This is a genomic window from Paenibacillus sp. FW101-FHT12H11, from assembly GCF_058790355.1.
The window spans coordinates 280,107-295,387 of record NZ_JBYTCO010000007.1 but is presented as its reverse complement, the minus strand read 5'-3'; the positions used below and the strand labels follow the sequence as shown (position 1 = coordinate 295,387).

The 15,281-nt window shown below is 45.3% G+C and carries 12 protein-coding genes; all 12 read right to left on the bottom strand.

Annotation, left to right across the window (positions count from 1 at the left end; genetic code table 11):
- Window positions 1-40 precede the first annotated feature (40 nt).
- On the bottom strand, window positions 41-673 hold the full coding sequence (locus tag AC3WTJ_RS23850; protein ID WP_492523926.1) for a class I SAM-dependent methyltransferase: 633 nt from the start codon (window positions 671-673) through the stop codon (window positions 41-43).
- Window positions 674-959: 286 nt separating this feature from the next.
- Window positions 960-2,360, bottom strand: coding sequence for a sulfatase family protein (locus tag AC3WTJ_RS23845; RefSeq protein ID WP_492523925.1), 1,401 nt, complete (start codon window positions 2,358-2,360; stop codon window positions 960-962).
- Window positions 2,361-2,430: 70 nt separating this feature from the next.
- Window positions 2,431-4,101, bottom strand: a complete 1,671-nt coding sequence (locus AC3WTJ_RS23840; RefSeq protein WP_492523924.1) for an ABC transporter substrate-binding protein — start codon at window positions 4,099-4,101, stop codon at window positions 2,431-2,433.
- A 22-nt stretch (window positions 4,102-4,123) separates the two neighbouring features.
- Window positions 4,124-5,017, bottom strand: coding sequence for a carbohydrate ABC transporter permease (locus AC3WTJ_RS23835; protein ID WP_127450845.1), 894 nt, complete (start codon window positions 5,015-5,017; stop codon window positions 4,124-4,126).
- Window positions 5,018-5,045: 28 nt separating this feature from the next.
- Entirely contained in the window at window positions 5,046-5,861 is an 816-nt protein-coding gene (locus AC3WTJ_RS23830; RefSeq protein WP_397369014.1) for an ABC transporter permease, read from the bottom strand.
- 296 nt (window positions 5,862-6,157) lie between these two features.
- Complete coding sequence (locus tag AC3WTJ_RS23825) at window positions 6,158-8,485, bottom strand: helix-turn-helix domain-containing protein (protein ID WP_492523923.1); 2,328 nt, start codon at window positions 8,483-8,485, stop codon at window positions 6,158-6,160.
- 172 nt (window positions 8,486-8,657) lie between these two features.
- Window positions 8,658-9,689, bottom strand: coding sequence for a zinc-dependent alcohol dehydrogenase (locus AC3WTJ_RS23820; protein ID WP_492523922.1), 1,032 nt, complete (start codon window positions 9,687-9,689; stop codon window positions 8,658-8,660).
- A gap of 44 nt (window positions 9,690-9,733) precedes the next feature.
- A complete protein-coding gene (locus tag AC3WTJ_RS23815; protein ID WP_492523921.1) occupies window positions 9,734-10,726 on the bottom strand; it encodes a hydroxyacid dehydrogenase in 993 nt (330 codons plus the stop codon).
- A 42-nt stretch (window positions 10,727-10,768) separates the two neighbouring features.
- A complete protein-coding gene (locus AC3WTJ_RS23810) occupies window positions 10,769-11,797 on the bottom strand; it encodes a Gfo/Idh/MocA family protein (RefSeq protein WP_492523920.1) in 1,029 nt (342 codons plus the stop codon).
- 23 nt (window positions 11,798-11,820) lie between these two features.
- Window positions 11,821-13,359 (bottom strand): type 2 periplasmic-binding domain-containing protein, encoded by a 1,539-nt coding sequence (locus AC3WTJ_RS23805; RefSeq protein ID WP_492523919.1) that lies wholly within the window; start codon window positions 13,357-13,359, stop codon window positions 11,821-11,823.
- Window positions 13,360-13,388: 29 nt separating this feature from the next.
- Window positions 13,389-14,270 carry a carbohydrate ABC transporter permease gene (locus tag AC3WTJ_RS23800; protein ID WP_492524035.1) on the bottom strand — a complete coding sequence of 294 codons (882 nt, stop codon included), beginning with the start codon at window positions 14,268-14,270 and terminating at the stop codon, window positions 13,389-13,391.
- 32 nt (window positions 14,271-14,302) lie between these two features.
- The gene (locus AC3WTJ_RS23795) at window positions 14,303-15,268 is read right to left on the bottom strand and encodes an ABC transporter permease (protein WP_492523918.1); all 966 of its coding nucleotides are present in this window, start codon (window positions 15,266-15,268) and stop codon (window positions 14,303-14,305) included.
- Window positions 15,269-15,281: the final 13 nt, after the last annotated feature.

The following is a 15,281-nucleotide window of genomic DNA, read 5'->3' as shown; positions in this document are numbered from 1 at the left end:
TGTATTCGTCTCCAATGGTGAAAAACCTTTATTAAACGCCCTATTCAGACGTTTTTTTACATTTTATCATTAGAAATTTAAATGGCGGTTTATTTTCCGCATTTTTATGCGGCTCAACAATTTCCGAAAATTCTAACAATCCGTATTTCCCAAATTCTTGAGTGACCGAGTCTGCGTCATAGAAAAACATTTTTACACCTGCGGCGGTCTCGTAGTAATCTTTACCCAATTGTTGGCCCTTTCCAAACATAGGGGCTTCTTTTGAAATCGTCGTAAAAACCATATATCCATTCGGCTTTAACTGGTTGTAACAATCCTTGATAAACTTTGCTCTCTCGTCTTCATTCAATAAATGAATAAGCGCATAGCTGAATATGCCGTCATACAGCTTGTTCTCAAACGGCATGTCAGCCACTGAACCATGAAAAATGTCAATGTGAAGCCCTTCTTGCCGGGCCAGTTCAATCGCTGTTTTCGAGATCTCAATGCCTGTTACATGGATGTCATTATCCATAAAAACTTTAGCGTTTCTACCATACCCGATGCCCGGTATCAAGATATCCTTGACGTTTTTCTCCAGGAAAAAGTCCTTGGTCAAGATGGCTGAGTCTGCAGGTTCAAATCCCCACATCCTTTGATTCTCGATAAAGCTGGATTCCCAAAACTCTGTCATTCTACATTCTCCCTTTATATGTGATTTTGGCTTATTATCTATCAGCAAGTTGTATGCCCATTATAGAACGAACGTTCTAAAAAATCAAATTTTCACATTGTCCGATATGAAAAAGCGTAATGCGGAACTACAGTCCACTATTTCGGTGAATAGTGGGCGTATAGCGGCTGGCAGCCCCTCGCCAGACACTAAAAAGAGACCGCCAGCGGCGATCTCTTCCCATTCACAACGAAACGCTGAGAAACTGCGAGTCATCTCGTGTGTCATTTCGTGTCTCATTCGCGTGTCATTTCGATGAAACAGCAACGCTTCTCCCCGACTCCTGATATCTTTCGAGGGTAAGCTTCATGGCTTGGACGATCTCGGGATGCTCGTCAACCAGATTCTTCGTTTCACCAATATCTGTACTGAGATCATACAATTGGTACAGCGGCGACCCTTCCGGTTCTTCGCCTGGCTTTGGGAAGCTCCATCCGCCCGAGCCCGGGCATAACTCCAGCTTCCAGTTCCCTTGGCGAATAGAGAACGCCCCCTGAATGGAATGGTGAACGATGGCTTCTCGCAATGGCCCTTCATATGGCTGATCCGCCCAAATGGGCAGATTGCTGACACTATCCTCACCTGCGTCCGAGGGTAACGTTACTTCTACTATCTCTGCAACCGTTGCGAGCAAATCCGTCAGGCAGACGGGTTCATCGCTCATGCGCCCAGCTTGTATGCGCTGCGGCCATTTTACAATCAGCGGTATCCGATGCCCGCCTTCATAAATATCCGCTTTATGACCGCGGAAAACATAACTTGGGTTATGCCCAAATGCTGCAAGCTCCTCATAATTTGCTCGAGGCGAGCAGCCATTATCGCTCGTATAGATGACGATCGTATTGTCGGACAACTGTAATTCATCGAGTTTGTGCATAATTTGGCCGATCACATCGTCACACATGAGCACGAAATCACCATACGCGTTCGTGCCGGATTGACCAACGAAGGCTTCCGATGGCAGGATCGGGGTATGCGGAGCAGGTAACGGGAAATAGATGAAAAAAGGCTCATCCTTGCATTGTTCGATCCACTCCAATGTTTTAGCTGTAAGTTTAGGAAGTACTTGCTGGTGTTCGAAATCCGGTGCCGTAGCCCCTTCACGCCAATAAGCCACCGGATCATCGTTGCGCGTGATGCGATCCGGCAGTTGAGTAACCCGGTCGTTTTCGATATAGACATAAGGAGGCATATCCAGCGATGCGCTAATCCCGTAATAATAGTCAAATCCATGTGATATCGGCCCCTTTTGAACAGGCTCTCGATAATCAACTTCACTTTCCGCGTCGCCCACCTTCGCCCATTCCATGCCCAAATGCCATTTGCCGATACAAGCCGTCTTATAACCCTGTTCACGAAGTAAACTGGCGACTGTCATTCGGCCATCCTCGATGAGTGGTGCGGAGAATCCATTAAGTACTCCCTTCTTGAGCGATGAACGCCAATTGTATCTTCCGGTTAAGATACTATATCGAGATGGCGTACAGACGGCCGATGAAGAATGAGCATCCGTAAAGGCGATCCCTTCTTTGGCCAATCGGTCAAAATGAACCGTATGAATTTTGGAATTTTTATTCAGATAGGAAATATCGCCGTACCCCATATCGTCCGCCAGAATATAAATAATGTTCGGTTGTTTGGATTTCATCTGTTTCTCCTCCTAAATGGCATGGGCAGTTCGAAAAGCATGGATTTCCTCCATGCTTTTCACTAGAACTTTATTTTTTCATTTTCGCATCATAAGCGGCTTGATAGATGTCTAAATATTTTTTCAGATTCATATCGTTCAGTTTCTTCACATAACCGTCCCATTCTTTATCAATATTAGCGTCACCTGTTGTGAAACGAGCGATCATCTGATTGATATAGTCCGTCAATGTCTTCTCTAGATCAGCAAGCTCTGTAGCCTGGTCATTGGAGAAGAACAAAGCTGGAAGGACAGACTCGGGCTTTTGCCTATATGGCTCATAGTTATTTCTGGTCTCTGTAAAGAGCTTGACTTCCTGTGGATTTTTCGGATCTGCCATCTGCCCAAGCCGGAAATCGTTGGAACGAAGTGACGGTGCGGATTGCCCGCTCCAATTGATATTGTTCGTTGCATTGGTTGGAACGGCACTAGGAAGTGTTTTCCAGATCGCTTGTTTTCCGTTAATGCCTAACTCTCCGCTTGCTGCATAATCCCACTCGGTTCCAGGACGGCCAATCGTTTGACGTAACGTCATCTCGGTATTATAAAGCAGGTCACCTAAACGGAATGCAGCCTCTGGATTTTTCGCTGTGCGTGTTACGACATAATAACCTTGAAGTACGCTTGATTTCCATGGCGTCGTCTGTACACCTGCAGGTCCTTTCAAAGAAGGAACGGATTGCACTTCCAACCACCTGCCGCTCGGACCGCTAAAAGTTGTGAAGATCCCATTGTGCTGTGCAACTTCGCCGCCCAGAATGTTAATATCCGGATTCTCGCCCATCGCTTTCGCTTGATCTCGATCTTGTGTGAACGATTGCGGAGCAATCAAACCCTCAGCGTACAGCTTGTGAAGGTAAGTCAGCCCTTCTTTCCAACCTGGTGTATTAACCGATGTCGTCACCTTGCCATTATCAACATATAACCGAGTCGTAATTCCGGAGTCTAGAACAAATGAGTTCATGATAAAAGAATCGATATTTACGTTCGGCCCAACCGCTGCACCCGACAACGGAATTTCATCCGCTTTACCATTTCCATTGGGATCTTTCGTCTTAAATGCTTTTAGAACGTTATACAAGTCGTCTGTTGTTTTCGGCATTTGAAGACCTAACTTGTCTAACCACGGCTGGTAAAGCCACATTTTCTGCGACATTGAGCAGTGATAGCACTCATTCACTTGAGGCAAAGCATAGATTTTACCCCCAGGAGCTGTAATCTCATCCTTAACCCCTTGAACGATATCGAACATTTTCTTCGTCTCAACACCGTACTGATTAATGTAAGGTGCGAGATCCAGGAAATCTCCTTGCGTGCCATAAATCAACTGTTGGGTTGGCGAGATTCCGAAACCCATGATGACGTCAGGCAGATCACCACTGCCGAGCACAAGGTTCAACTTTTCCACAGCCGACTTTTCGGGAGCAACCGTCCATTCAATATGAATATTCGTTTTCTCTTCCAAATATTTCGTAAACTCGTTGTTCGCGTAATCACTTACGCCCGGAAAACCTTTGACCAATACTTTAATCGTCGTTTTCTCTTTGGTTATCGGCAATTCACCAGCTGCTGTGACGTTGCTGGTTTTCACTGGATCCTTGGCCGCTTCTGCAGGCGCATCTGCTTGTTTATCTGCACACCCTGCAAGGACAACCCCGCTTGCAAGAACAAGGCTTAATCCCATACCCCACATTTTTTTCATTTCAAGAACAACCTCCCCTTATTTATCCTTTCAAAGAACCAATCATAACGCCTTTTATGAAATACTTTTGCACAAAGGGATAAACGAGCAGTAATGGCAGTGATGAAACAACAATTAACGAGTATTTCAAAAGTGCGCGTAAACCTTCTTGAGCAGCGATTTCTTTCATGTCCAGCATGGAAGCATCCACTTCGTTTTGCACCAGAATTTCTCTTAAAACTAATTGCAGCGGATATAACTTCTGATTATCCAGATACAGTAAGCCGTTAAAATATTGATTCCAATAACCAACCGCAGAATAAAGGGCCACTACAGCAATAATCGGACCTGACAGCTGCAAAACGATTGAAAACACATAGCGGAAATCGTTGCACCCATCGATCTGAGCCGCCTCCAGCATTTCGTCCGGCAATGTCGTTTTGAAATAGGTACGTGTAATGATAATGTTAAACACACTCATCGCACTTGGAATAATCATCGCCCACGCCGTATTCAGCATTCCCAGATCTTTGACCAATAGATAAGAAGGAATTAGCCCCCCTGAGAACATGGTCGTGAAAACAAACAACAGCATAAACCAATTTTTTCCGAATAAATCTCGTCTGGAAAGCGGATATGCAGCAGCAATGGTCAGCACAACACTGAGCAATGTACCTGCTACCGTATAAAAAACGGAATTTCGGAAGGAGCTCCAAATCAATTTGTGCTTAAACACAGCCGCATAGCCATCTAAGGTTGGTTGTACGGGCCACAGCCAAACCTTCCCCGAGATCACGGCGTCAGGAGAACTGATAGAAGCGCTTACAACAAACACTAGCGGGTACAGGATGACCACAAGAAACAGACAGATCAGCAGCATATTGACCCAATTAAACCATTTGTCACCTCGTGATTCGAGGATATGTGACTCTTTCATACCTCTTTGTACCTCCCCTGCTGCACCGTTACCATAAGCTTTCTTGCTTTGCACGTTTCGCGATTTGATTGACAATAATAAGCATGGCAAGTCCAACAACCGATTTGAACAAATTAATAGCCGTTGAGTAAGAGTAATTCATCGCTTGTGAGGCTAGACCTACCTTATACACGTAAGTATCAATAACCTCTGACGTCCTCAGGTTTAATTGATTTTGTAGGAGCAATACCTTCTCGAAGCCAGAATCCATAATATGTCCTGTGTTCAAAATCAGTAAAATGATGACAACTGGCATAATACCGGGAATATCGATATGCAAAATTCGTTTAAATTTGCTGGCGCCATCGATCACAGCAGCTTCATGCTGAGACGGGTCAATACCTGAAAGCGCTGCCAAGTAAATGATGCAAGAGAAACCTACGTTTTGCCAGATGCCCGACCAGACAAAGACAGAACTAAAATAGCTTGGCTTCGCCATGAAATGAATGGGTTCAAACCCCAGCACCCCAAGCAAAAGATTGACAATCCCCTTTTCTGGATCCAGAAGGACGAGCACAATCCCCGCCATAACGACGACAGAAATGAAATGCGGAGCATACGTAATCATCTGGACTGATTTCTTAAACCACTTGTTTTGAATGTTGTTGATGGCCAGTGCCAGAAGGATCGGGAAAGGAATACCTGCAAGCAAGCTGTAGAAATTTAAAACCAATGTGTTTTTTAAAAGGGTGCCAAATTCATACGAGTTAAAAAATCTTATGAAATGTTTAAATCCCACCCAACTACTGCCTGTGATTCCTTTTGAAGCAATAAAATTTTTGAAAGCAATTTGCGCACCATACATCGGATAATACTTGAACACGATAATGTAAAGAACAGGCAATGCTAATAAAACGTACAGCTGCCAACTGCGATGCAGCTTCTTTAGGAATGACATTCGTTTGATCCCCGTATTGGCTTTTGTCATCGTATTTACACTTGCCACCGTTTTCAATGGGGTAACCTCCCTTCGTCGTTGTATAGCTTCAATGTAAGGGTTACCCTCGTTGCATGTATATATGAAAACGTTTAAATCCTGTGCAATCCTTAGGTTTTGAGGATGTGCAATTGCTTTATTCATGTGCAAATGTTATTTTCCCTCTAAACATTCACTTCTACAGTCCTTTGATAAACCGTTGCGCTAACCCCATGCAGCCGCTTAAAGGCTCGGCAGAATGTATTGGATGAGGCGTATCCTACCTTGTCAGCTATTTCTTGAATGGCATAATCCGAATTTTTTAATAAATGCTTCGCTTGTTCCATACGCAATTGCTCCAAATAATCGGAGAAATTGATACCGGTTTGATCCTTGAAGAACTGTGACAGATACACTTTGGATACACGAAGTCGATCAGCGGCTTCATCCAGACATAACGCCTTGTCGGCAAAGTCTTTCTGAAGCATCGTCCGAATATTATCCAGTAGTTCAATGTTACGGCTTGATCGCTGCTCCACAACATGCTGGCAAATCGTCGCATAAGCAAGACGAATCGCAGTAAAATGCTGCTGCAAACTCTCATAAGAAGGCTCCGCGCCATCTATACGCTGTATTTGGATATAAACCTCCTCAGCTTGCATGCCTAATTGCCGTAAAAGCTTGACGAGATTCCCCCACAATTCGCCAATAAATAAACGGAGCACGGTTTGTGAGAGGTGCCTGTTCTCAAAATTTTCGGTATATAGTGCCTGCAATAGGCGTGTTACCTCCTCCTGTTCACCTGCCAATGCCACATTCATCAGACGTCCTTCCATGTCTTGCGGGTAATGGTAATCATTAAGCGCCGCTGGGAGCTCATCAAACCACTGCAATCCGTCCTTGTCTAATCGAACTAACGCAAACAGTGCCTCTCTAGCCTGCTCATATGAGCGTGAGATTGCGGTTACCCGGTCACAGAACCCCCCGATGCCACAATCGGATACAATTTGAAACCGTAAATTAATCGCCTGACAGACTTGTTCCATAAGTTTCGTTATGTTTTCACGATGCTTGTTAGCGTCATGCGAATATACACTAAGTAATATAGCTATTTGGTCTTGCGCCACATCATAGGCAAATCCGTCTGCGCCTACAAGCTCCCTGATTAACTCAGCGGATGCGAAGCGTACTCGATCCAGATCTTTCAGCAGCCGTTCATTATAGCCATTGTCATATCCTTGAATGCGAATGAGCGCAACGACATATCGTCGATCCTCATCCTCCATCCCTAACCCTAGATGTTTGAGCAGGATATCTGCATCCCTTGTTGATAGAAATTGTCCTTGCATAAGCCTTCTGAAATAGGATGCGCGTAATAAAGGCACCTGCAGCTCCAGCTCGGATTGCAGTTTACGGTTGGAAAGTGCCAGCCCGGACACAGCTTCACTTATAAAGCCATACACATCGTGCTGTTTCACTCCGCCTCCAACGAGTTCTTTCAGCGACTGGGCAAGAGCTCGAAGCGGTTTGCTATTCCGATATGCAAGGAAATAAGCCATGGAAACACCGATCACTAGAAAAAGCAACGTTAAGGAGAAAATAATCTTTTGAATATAATGTACTTTTCCTAAAAGAATAACTTTCGGTTGACCAACAACGTATGTCCATCCATTAATCGTTGATTTTGTATACGTCACAATCATGGATTGATTATTCAGCTTTTGCTCAACAATGCCCTGCTGTTCCTTCAGATCAGCCAATCGGACGGGAAGTCCGGTATTTTCACCAGATAACGAGCTCATAATACGGCCTTGGTCATCCAGAATATACGCCCAGCCGCCTTGCGATAAGTTAAGTCCCTGAAACAGCTTGCGAATTTCAGCTTGATCAATCATAACGGCGATAACCGCCTGCGGGTTACCCGGTAGTCCTAACGATTGTAAATACGTCATCATTTGGTACGAGCTATCTCCGATACTCATGTGTTCTGAGGGGAGAAAAGAGCGGGAATGATAGGTCTGCAGCCAATTCTTCTGCATCTTCTCTGTATCTCCGCCATCATAAACGGCAATCCGGCTAAAAAATTCGTCCATGGTATAGCTGGAGCCCGGCGTTAAAACAAGGTCGCTATTCTTAAAAAGAATATAATAGTTATAGACGAAGTTATTGGAAAGCTTGAAATCATATAAGCTTTTAATCGTATCTAGGACGGAATACGTGTTGGCACCTTGGAAAGGATCCGTCACCGTCATAAATTGAATGACTTTTGTGTTGGCCGCAACTTGACGTCCAATTGACGTAATCTCATCCATTCTTCGCTCAAGAATATCTCTGCTTTGCTCCAGAACGAGCCTATGATTCTCCGTGGCATCCTTCTCCATCACATGAATGGTTTCTCGGTAGACGATATAACCAATACCTAACAGCATACAAATAAATAAAAGATAAGGGATTAGCATACGAATAAAAACTTTATGTCTGACATTCGTATCCGGTACAAGCCACTTGCGCATGGGGCGTTTCCTCCTTGTTACCTCTAAGCCAATTGGATTCATTTACTCTCAGTATAACAAAGTATTGTGAGCGCTTGCATAAAATTTCGCCTAGACTGGACGGCCTGTAACGATGTTTCTCATCGTTACAATAAAAAAGAGCTAAGCACATACAGCTGCTTAGCCCCTCATTTTATTTAACTTCACAGTCAATCATGACGTGAATGGTATCTCCCTTATGCTCGTTCCTTAATTGGAAAGCCCGGGAAACCTCCGCTAGCGGAACGATGTGAGTAATCATTTCCTCCGTATTCACTAATCCGTCGAGAACCAGACGCAATCCTTCATCGAAGTAACGCCGATTATCGATGTCACGCTTGGGTTCCGTTGAAAGGATATCCAGCCGTTTTTTATGCACCTTGAAGAAATCAACCGGCTTGTGACAGGTTCCAATGCACCCATACATGACAATTCGCCCATTCTGCGCTGCAGCATTAATGGCATCGACCATACCTGCTCCTTCCAGAAGACAAGGAATGACGACATCAAAGCCATCCGGGAAATCTGCGCCCACGATATCCATCGTATCCGCATGTTCATGAGGAATTTTGTACGTATGGGTGGCGCCATATTTGCGTGCAAGCGCCAGTTTCTCGTCAAACAGATCGGTGACGACCAAATTTCTGGGACTAAACATATTGATAACCTGTGTCATCACTAGACCGCTAACACCTTGCCCCGTAATCAAAACGTTCTTATTCGGGGAAATGTCACCGAGTTCTGCGGCATGGATAATACCTGGCAGCACTTCAATCAGCGAGCCCTCGATTAACGGCAAATCTTTGGGCAATACCTTGAGAGAAAACGGGGTGCAGCATACATATTCGGCAAATGCTCCCCAAACATAACGTAATGCAACATGATCGCCAACCTTGACACCTATTACATTAGGACCGACCTTATCAATGATGCCTGCAACTTCATGTCCCAGCCTTGTAGGATACGATATAAATTCAGGCTCGCGCGCGCCACGGAATACTTCAACATCACTGCCGCATATCCCCACCCACTTGACCTTAACCCTTACTTCGCCATCCTTGGGTTCTGGAATCAAGGCTCTTCTTACGCTAATTTCACCAATGGCGTCCATAACCGCACACATCTGTGTACCAGGACCATCATATTCAACCAATTCCATGGGAGGTACGGACATTTTTCTAACCATTTACATAATTCCCCTTCCATCTACCAAAAGTTTTCTTCAGCCTGTTAAGCCATAACTTCCCACATTTTCTCGTTCACTTCATACATGGTTTTCTCTTCCTGCAAGCCTCTAATGATGTCTTCGACGACTTCCTCCATTAAAGCAAGATGTCCTTGTACGGAGGCTCCGGCAATATGAGGTGAGAGAAGCACATTAGGAAGAGAGCGGATAGGATGATCTACAGCAAGAGGCTCTTTTTCAAACACATCCAGAGCAGCAAAAAATCGTCCGCTTTGAAGCTCTTCCATGAATGCCTGTTCATCTACCACAGGACCTCTAGAAGAGTTAATGAAAACAGCACCGTCCGGAATGAGCGCGAGCAATACTCGGGTCAGCATTCTTTCCGTAGCAGGAAGCTTGGGCGCGTGAACCGAGATAATGGGGCAGCTCATAACCTCCTCTAGTGTAGCCCTCTTAGCATTCAGCCGAGCTGCTGCTTCTTCGCTCAAATAGGGATCATAAATGCGAATATTAACTTGAAAAGGCGCAATCAGCTTAATAAACGCGCGAGCCGTAGAGCTGGCCGAAATGATGCCCACAGTACTTCCGGTAAGTTCTCTGCCCTTCAAACCAGCAATCTTCCATTTGCCATCCCGCATGGTTGAGTCAAATTCAGGTAAATGCCGAAGAGTTGTCAACAGCGCTGCCAGACAATATTCACCGACACTTAAGGCTATTCTTGGAGCCGCTGAGAAAACTTTGACCCCTTGTGCGAAAATTTGTTTGGGAACAAGGTTTTTCACTGTTCCGGCTGCATGTCCAACGGCACGAAGCTTGACGGCTTTCTCCAACATTTCATCAGTCAAGCTTGGCGAGCCCCAACTCGTAATAATGACTTCCGCCTCAGCAATTCGTTCTGAAAGCTCTTCCTGCGTGTAATCACGCCCTGTCTCATTCCACACAGGTTCGAAGTACTCATTTATCCGTGCACGGCACGCCTCTGAACAGACTTCATCCAATCGAGATTGTGGTGATAACACCAATGTTTTTAACTTCATTGCAGAAAGTCCTCCTTCGTTTTCCTAAGAAGAATCCAAAGCTTAAAGCTGCACTACCTGACCGGTCCGCATAGATTCAAAGCAACCATCCATGACCTTCATCACCTGGATGATCTCCCGGCCTGAAGCCAGCGGTTCACGCCCTTCTCGAATCGCATCGGCAAATTCCTCAAGCTGCCATTTGAAATTAGGGAATGTTGACTCACACGTTTCCAGCGTCTCGCCGTTCAGGCTAAGTTCATACTCATCCTTCAGATGCAGCAAGCCGTTCGATCCAATTAAAAAGCGCTCATAAATGCTGTTCTGCGTCGACCATATCCGCTTCCCAGTTAGCCCATCTTTATCGGTTGGGCGGCAACCGGCGTTAAACGACATCCACACATTCGCCATTTGCCCCTCGCCAAAATTCATGGAAATGGCTACTTCATCTTCACCCGACCAATTCGGGTTGTTGGAATGTCCCTGCGCATAAACGGACTTCGGAGCTCTTCCATATGCCCACTGAATATAGTCTAGAATATGGCTTCCCCATAATGGAATGATAAATCCGCCAATTTTTGCTTCGTCCTTCCACCAGTCCGCAGCCGGCTTATCCATATGTGCCAATAACATCGCATTGATGTTGATCAAATCGCCAATGGCTTTCTTTCTCACCTGGCGAATTGATTCCATAACCGGTTGATAGAAACGGCGGCTTTGCCCAATCATTAACGTAACGTTGGCACGTTCCGCTGCCTCCGCCATCTCCTCCGCTTCCTGCACGTTCATCGCCATAGGCTTCTCTACCAGCACATGTTTGCCGGCATGAAGTGCCTTAATCGAATATTCCGCGTGAAGATCATGCGGCAGAAGCAGTAAAAATGCGTCAATATCCGGATCATTTACAGCATCATCGTATGACGTGTAGGTATGTACCCCCTCCCACTTTTCGGCTTCCTGCCGCAGTTTACCTTCACCACGAGAAACTAGGGCAACAAGTTCAATGTGATCGGATAGCTCCCGTATAGCCGGAAGATGGGACTTCGACACACGTCCCAATCCGACAACGGCTAATCGTAATTTACGCAGCATGTTTGCTCGACTCCTTTTTCTCTTTATTTGCTGTTTTTCCTGTCTTGATAGGACTTATTAAATTCATCTATCATCTTCATGTAATTGGCATCCGCTTTATACATTTTTACCATCGCATCCCAGGATTCGATCGGTTCTTTCCCCATAATCACTTTGACCTTCATATCATCCATTTTCTTCTTGAAGTCAGGTCCCATTTTCAAATCAATATCGGACATCAGACCAATGGATACATCCGGTACGCCATAATTTCCTCGTTCATCAATAATTTTTTTATTACGCTCGAAGGTGGCTTTCGGCATACCTACGCGATAAGCCCATAAGTACGGATCAAATCTTTCGAAGATTTTACCGAACGAGCTTTGCGATACACTGTCTTTCACCGCTTGCTCTGTCGCCGTTTTGAAACCGTCTACCACCGTGAAGTGGGTATCCTTCAGGCCGTAACAGGCCAATTCGAAGCCTTCCTCGGATGCGCCGTAATCCATCAAAGCCAGGATTTTCTTCATTTTGGCTTCAGGAACTTTTTTCGGAATCACATACAGCCCTGCGAATCCGGTACCTGTAGGAACCATTTTACCGGCCGCACTTTCCAAATAAGTCATAGCCACAAAATCCGCTTTCGGATCAAGCTTTTGCGCACCTTCCGTCGCCCGGAAAACGCCTTCTGTGGTATCCACTTGAACACCGACTTTACCTGCTTTCGCCATGTTTTCAAAATCGGTTGTTTTCATAGCAACGAAATCTTCAGGCAATATTTTATCCTTGTACATCTTGTTAAGATAAATAAGTCCTTCTCTTGTTCCCTGTTCTAGATCGGTGTCCACCAGTTTGCCGTCTTGCAGTTTCCACTTGCCATTGCTTTTATTGAAAATATCAATGACTTTCTCCCAGTTCTTTCCGTTATAGCCGTACGTGTCAGCTTTCCCGTTTTTGTCGGGATCTTTGTCAACGAAAGCTTTCAAAGCGGCGTAGAACTCATCCATGGTGTGCGGCATCTTCAGCCCAACGTTATCCAACCAGTCTTGGCGGATATTAAAGAAGCTGCTTCCATGCAGCGGTCGTACCGACGGCAGGATATATTGCTTACCGTTTACTTTGACACTGTCCATAATTTCTTGCGGATAAGCCGATAAATTTTTATAATCCTTCAAGTAAGGCGTCAAATCCCAGAAAGCGCCTTGCTTGATCATGGTGATCGCTTGCGTTTGCTTCATGTCTTTGATTTTCATCAAATCCGGCATATCGCCTGAAGCTAACATGACGTTCTGTTTCTCTTCCCATGCATTCGGAGATGCCCAAGTAATTGTCAGCTTCGTATTCGTGCGCTTCTCGAATTCCTTGGTCACTGGATTATCGGCTGCGGGTGGTTCCGGTGTGCTAAACTCCGTAAAAATGCTAATTTCTGTTGGTGGACCGTTGTCAGCTGCAGCTCCTGTTCCTGTTCCTGTTGTTGAAGCTGGTGCTCCGCCTGAGCAAGCCGACAGAACCGATGCGGCCATCATGAAAGTTAACGATACAGGCAGTGCTTTGCTCGTCATTGACCTCTCATTTTTATTCATATGAACCCTCCTCTTTCATTTTAAAAAGATTATCCTTTCACCGAACCCAGCATGACGCCTTTGGCAAAATGCTTTTGCAGGAACGGATAAACACACAGGATTGGCAATGTCGCTATGACGACAGCAGCCATTTTTAAAGTTTCGGTAGGGATGCTTTGTTCGGCCATCATCTGTGCTGCAGCAGCCCCTCCTGCTTGCGTCGATGAGTCGATTAACATATTGCGGAGCACGAGCTGAAGCGGCCACTTGGTGTAATCATTGATGTACAAAACCGCACTAAAAAAGGTGTTCCAATACGCCACTGCGTAGAATAGTCCAAATGCGGCAAGAGCAGGAAGTGATAGAGGAAGGACAATACGAAAGAAAACGCCGATATCCGTGGAGCCGTCAATGATGGCGGATTCTTCTAATTCAACAGGGATGCTGTCGAAGAAGCTTTTCATGAGAATTACGTACCACCCGCTTGTCAGCACCGGTAGAATTAAGGACCAGACGCTGTTAATCAAGCCCAAGTCGCGAACCAGCAGGTAAGGTGGGATCAATCCCGGACTGAACAAAAGGGTTATCAGAATCAATAACATGATCAGTCTTCTACCTTGCAACCGCTTACGGGATAACCCATAGGCTAATGCAGCAGTTATCACAAGGCTGAGCGCTGTTCCGACAGTTGCCAGAAAACCACTGATCATCGTTGCATTTTGAAAGGCTGACGTAGACAACAAATATTTGTAGGAATCCAAGGTCCATTTTTGCGGAAATAAGAGATAACCCTGCTTTTGGATGTATTCTGCTGGATCCGTAAATGAAACGACAAACACATAATAAAGCGGAAAAATCGTAATGATCGCTATGACACCGAGCACGATAATATTCATCGTATCAAATAAACGCTCGCTTAAGCTTCGATTCATCATTCTCACCCCGTTTCCTGTATTTGCGGAGATCAGTATACGCCTTCTTCACCAAATCGTTTGGCCAGCTTATTGGCTGCAATAACCAAAATCAATCCGACCAATGATTTGAACAAGCCGACAGCCGTGCTGAAGCTGAATTGCCCTTGCTGAATACCTAAACGATAAGCATAGGTCTCAAAAACATCGGCCACATTGGAAACGGCTCCGTTCATCATTAGAAATACTTGCTCGAACCCAACATCCATGATGTGCCCGAGCTTGAGGATGAACAGTACGATAATGACACTTCGAATCGCGGGCAGCGTTACGTGCCAAGCTTGCCGAATACGGCCCACTCCGTCTATTTTCGCCGCTTCATACAGTCCAGGATCGACTCCCGCGATAGCAGCAAGGAAAATGATCGTTCCCCATCCCGCTTCTTTCCAGACGTTCTGCACGGTAAGCAGGATCCAGAAACTGTTTGCATTCGTTAAAAAGTCGTATTTGGCAGCCCCTAAACTGACTAGCATCTTATTAATAATCCCCGATGATTGCGATAACAACAAGAAAGTAATTCCTGCGATAATAACCCACGAAAGAAAGTGCGGCATGTAGACGATGGACTGGATCCACTTTTTATAAACTTCATTACGTAGTTCATTCAGCAGAAGTGCAAGTAGGATCGGCAGCGGGAAAAAGAAGACCAGACTTAACAAGCTGATGGCCATCGTATTTCGAAATAATAAGTAGAAGTCTTGATTCGAGAAGAAGCGGATAAAATGATCAAAGCCAACCCATGGGCTTCCCGATACCCCCATATAGGGGGAGTAATCTTGAAAGGCGATCACGACCCCCCACATCGGGACATACTTGAAGATCAGGAAAAACAACACACCTGGAGCAATTAACAAATACAGAAATTTATCTCTCTTAAGTCCATGCAGCACATGTTTCCATCTGCTTTGCGGGACAGCTTCCGGGATACTACCCAGATGCCATTCACTCTGAGCTGCCATTTGCCCTGCACCT

What these genes read in the sequence shown, in the direction of transcription:
- AC3WTJ_RS23850 (WP_492523926.1), bottom strand. Translation starts at nt 673, where the DNA reads ATGACAGAGTTTTGGGAATCCAGCTTTATCGAGAATCAAAGGATGTGG.
- AC3WTJ_RS23845 (WP_492523925.1), bottom strand. Translation starts at nt 2,360, where the DNA reads ATGAAATCCAAACAACCGAACATTATTTATATTCTGGCGGACGATATG.
- AC3WTJ_RS23840 (WP_492523924.1), bottom strand. Translation starts at nt 4,101, where the DNA reads ATGAAAAAAATGTGGGGTATGGGATTAAGCCTTGTTCTTGCAAGCGGG.
- AC3WTJ_RS23835 (WP_127450845.1), bottom strand. Translation starts at nt 5,017, where the DNA reads ATGAAAGAGTCACATATCCTCGAATCACGAGGTGACAAATGGTTTAAT.
- AC3WTJ_RS23830 (WP_397369014.1), bottom strand. Translation starts at nt 5,861, where the DNA reads ATGTATGGTGCGCAAATTGCTTTCAAAAATTTTATTGCTTCAAAAGGA.
- AC3WTJ_RS23825 (WP_492523923.1), bottom strand. Translation starts at nt 8,485, where the DNA reads ATGCGCAAGTGGCTTGTACCGGATACGAATGTCAGACATAAAGTTTTT.
- AC3WTJ_RS23820 (WP_492523922.1), bottom strand. Translation starts at nt 9,689, where the DNA reads ATGGTTAGAAAAATGTCCGTACCTCCCATGGAATTGGTTGAATATGAT.
- AC3WTJ_RS23815 (WP_492523921.1), bottom strand. Translation starts at nt 10,726, where the DNA reads ATGAAGTTAAAAACATTGGTGTTATCACCACAATCTCGATTGGATGAA.
- AC3WTJ_RS23810 (WP_492523920.1), bottom strand. Translation starts at nt 11,797, where the DNA reads ATGCTGCGTAAATTACGATTAGCCGTTGTCGGATTGGGACGTGTGTCG.
- AC3WTJ_RS23805 (WP_492523919.1), bottom strand. Translation starts at nt 13,359, where the DNA reads ATGAATAAAAATGAGAGGTCAATGACGAGCAAAGCACTGCCTGTATCG.
- AC3WTJ_RS23800 (WP_492524035.1), bottom strand. Translation starts at nt 14,270, where the DNA reads ATGAATCGAAGCTTAAGCGAGCGTTTATTTGATACGATGAATATTATC.
- AC3WTJ_RS23795 (WP_492523918.1), bottom strand. Translation starts at nt 15,268, where the DNA reads ATGGCAGCTCAGAGTGAATGGCATCTGGGTAGTATCCCGGAAGCTGTC.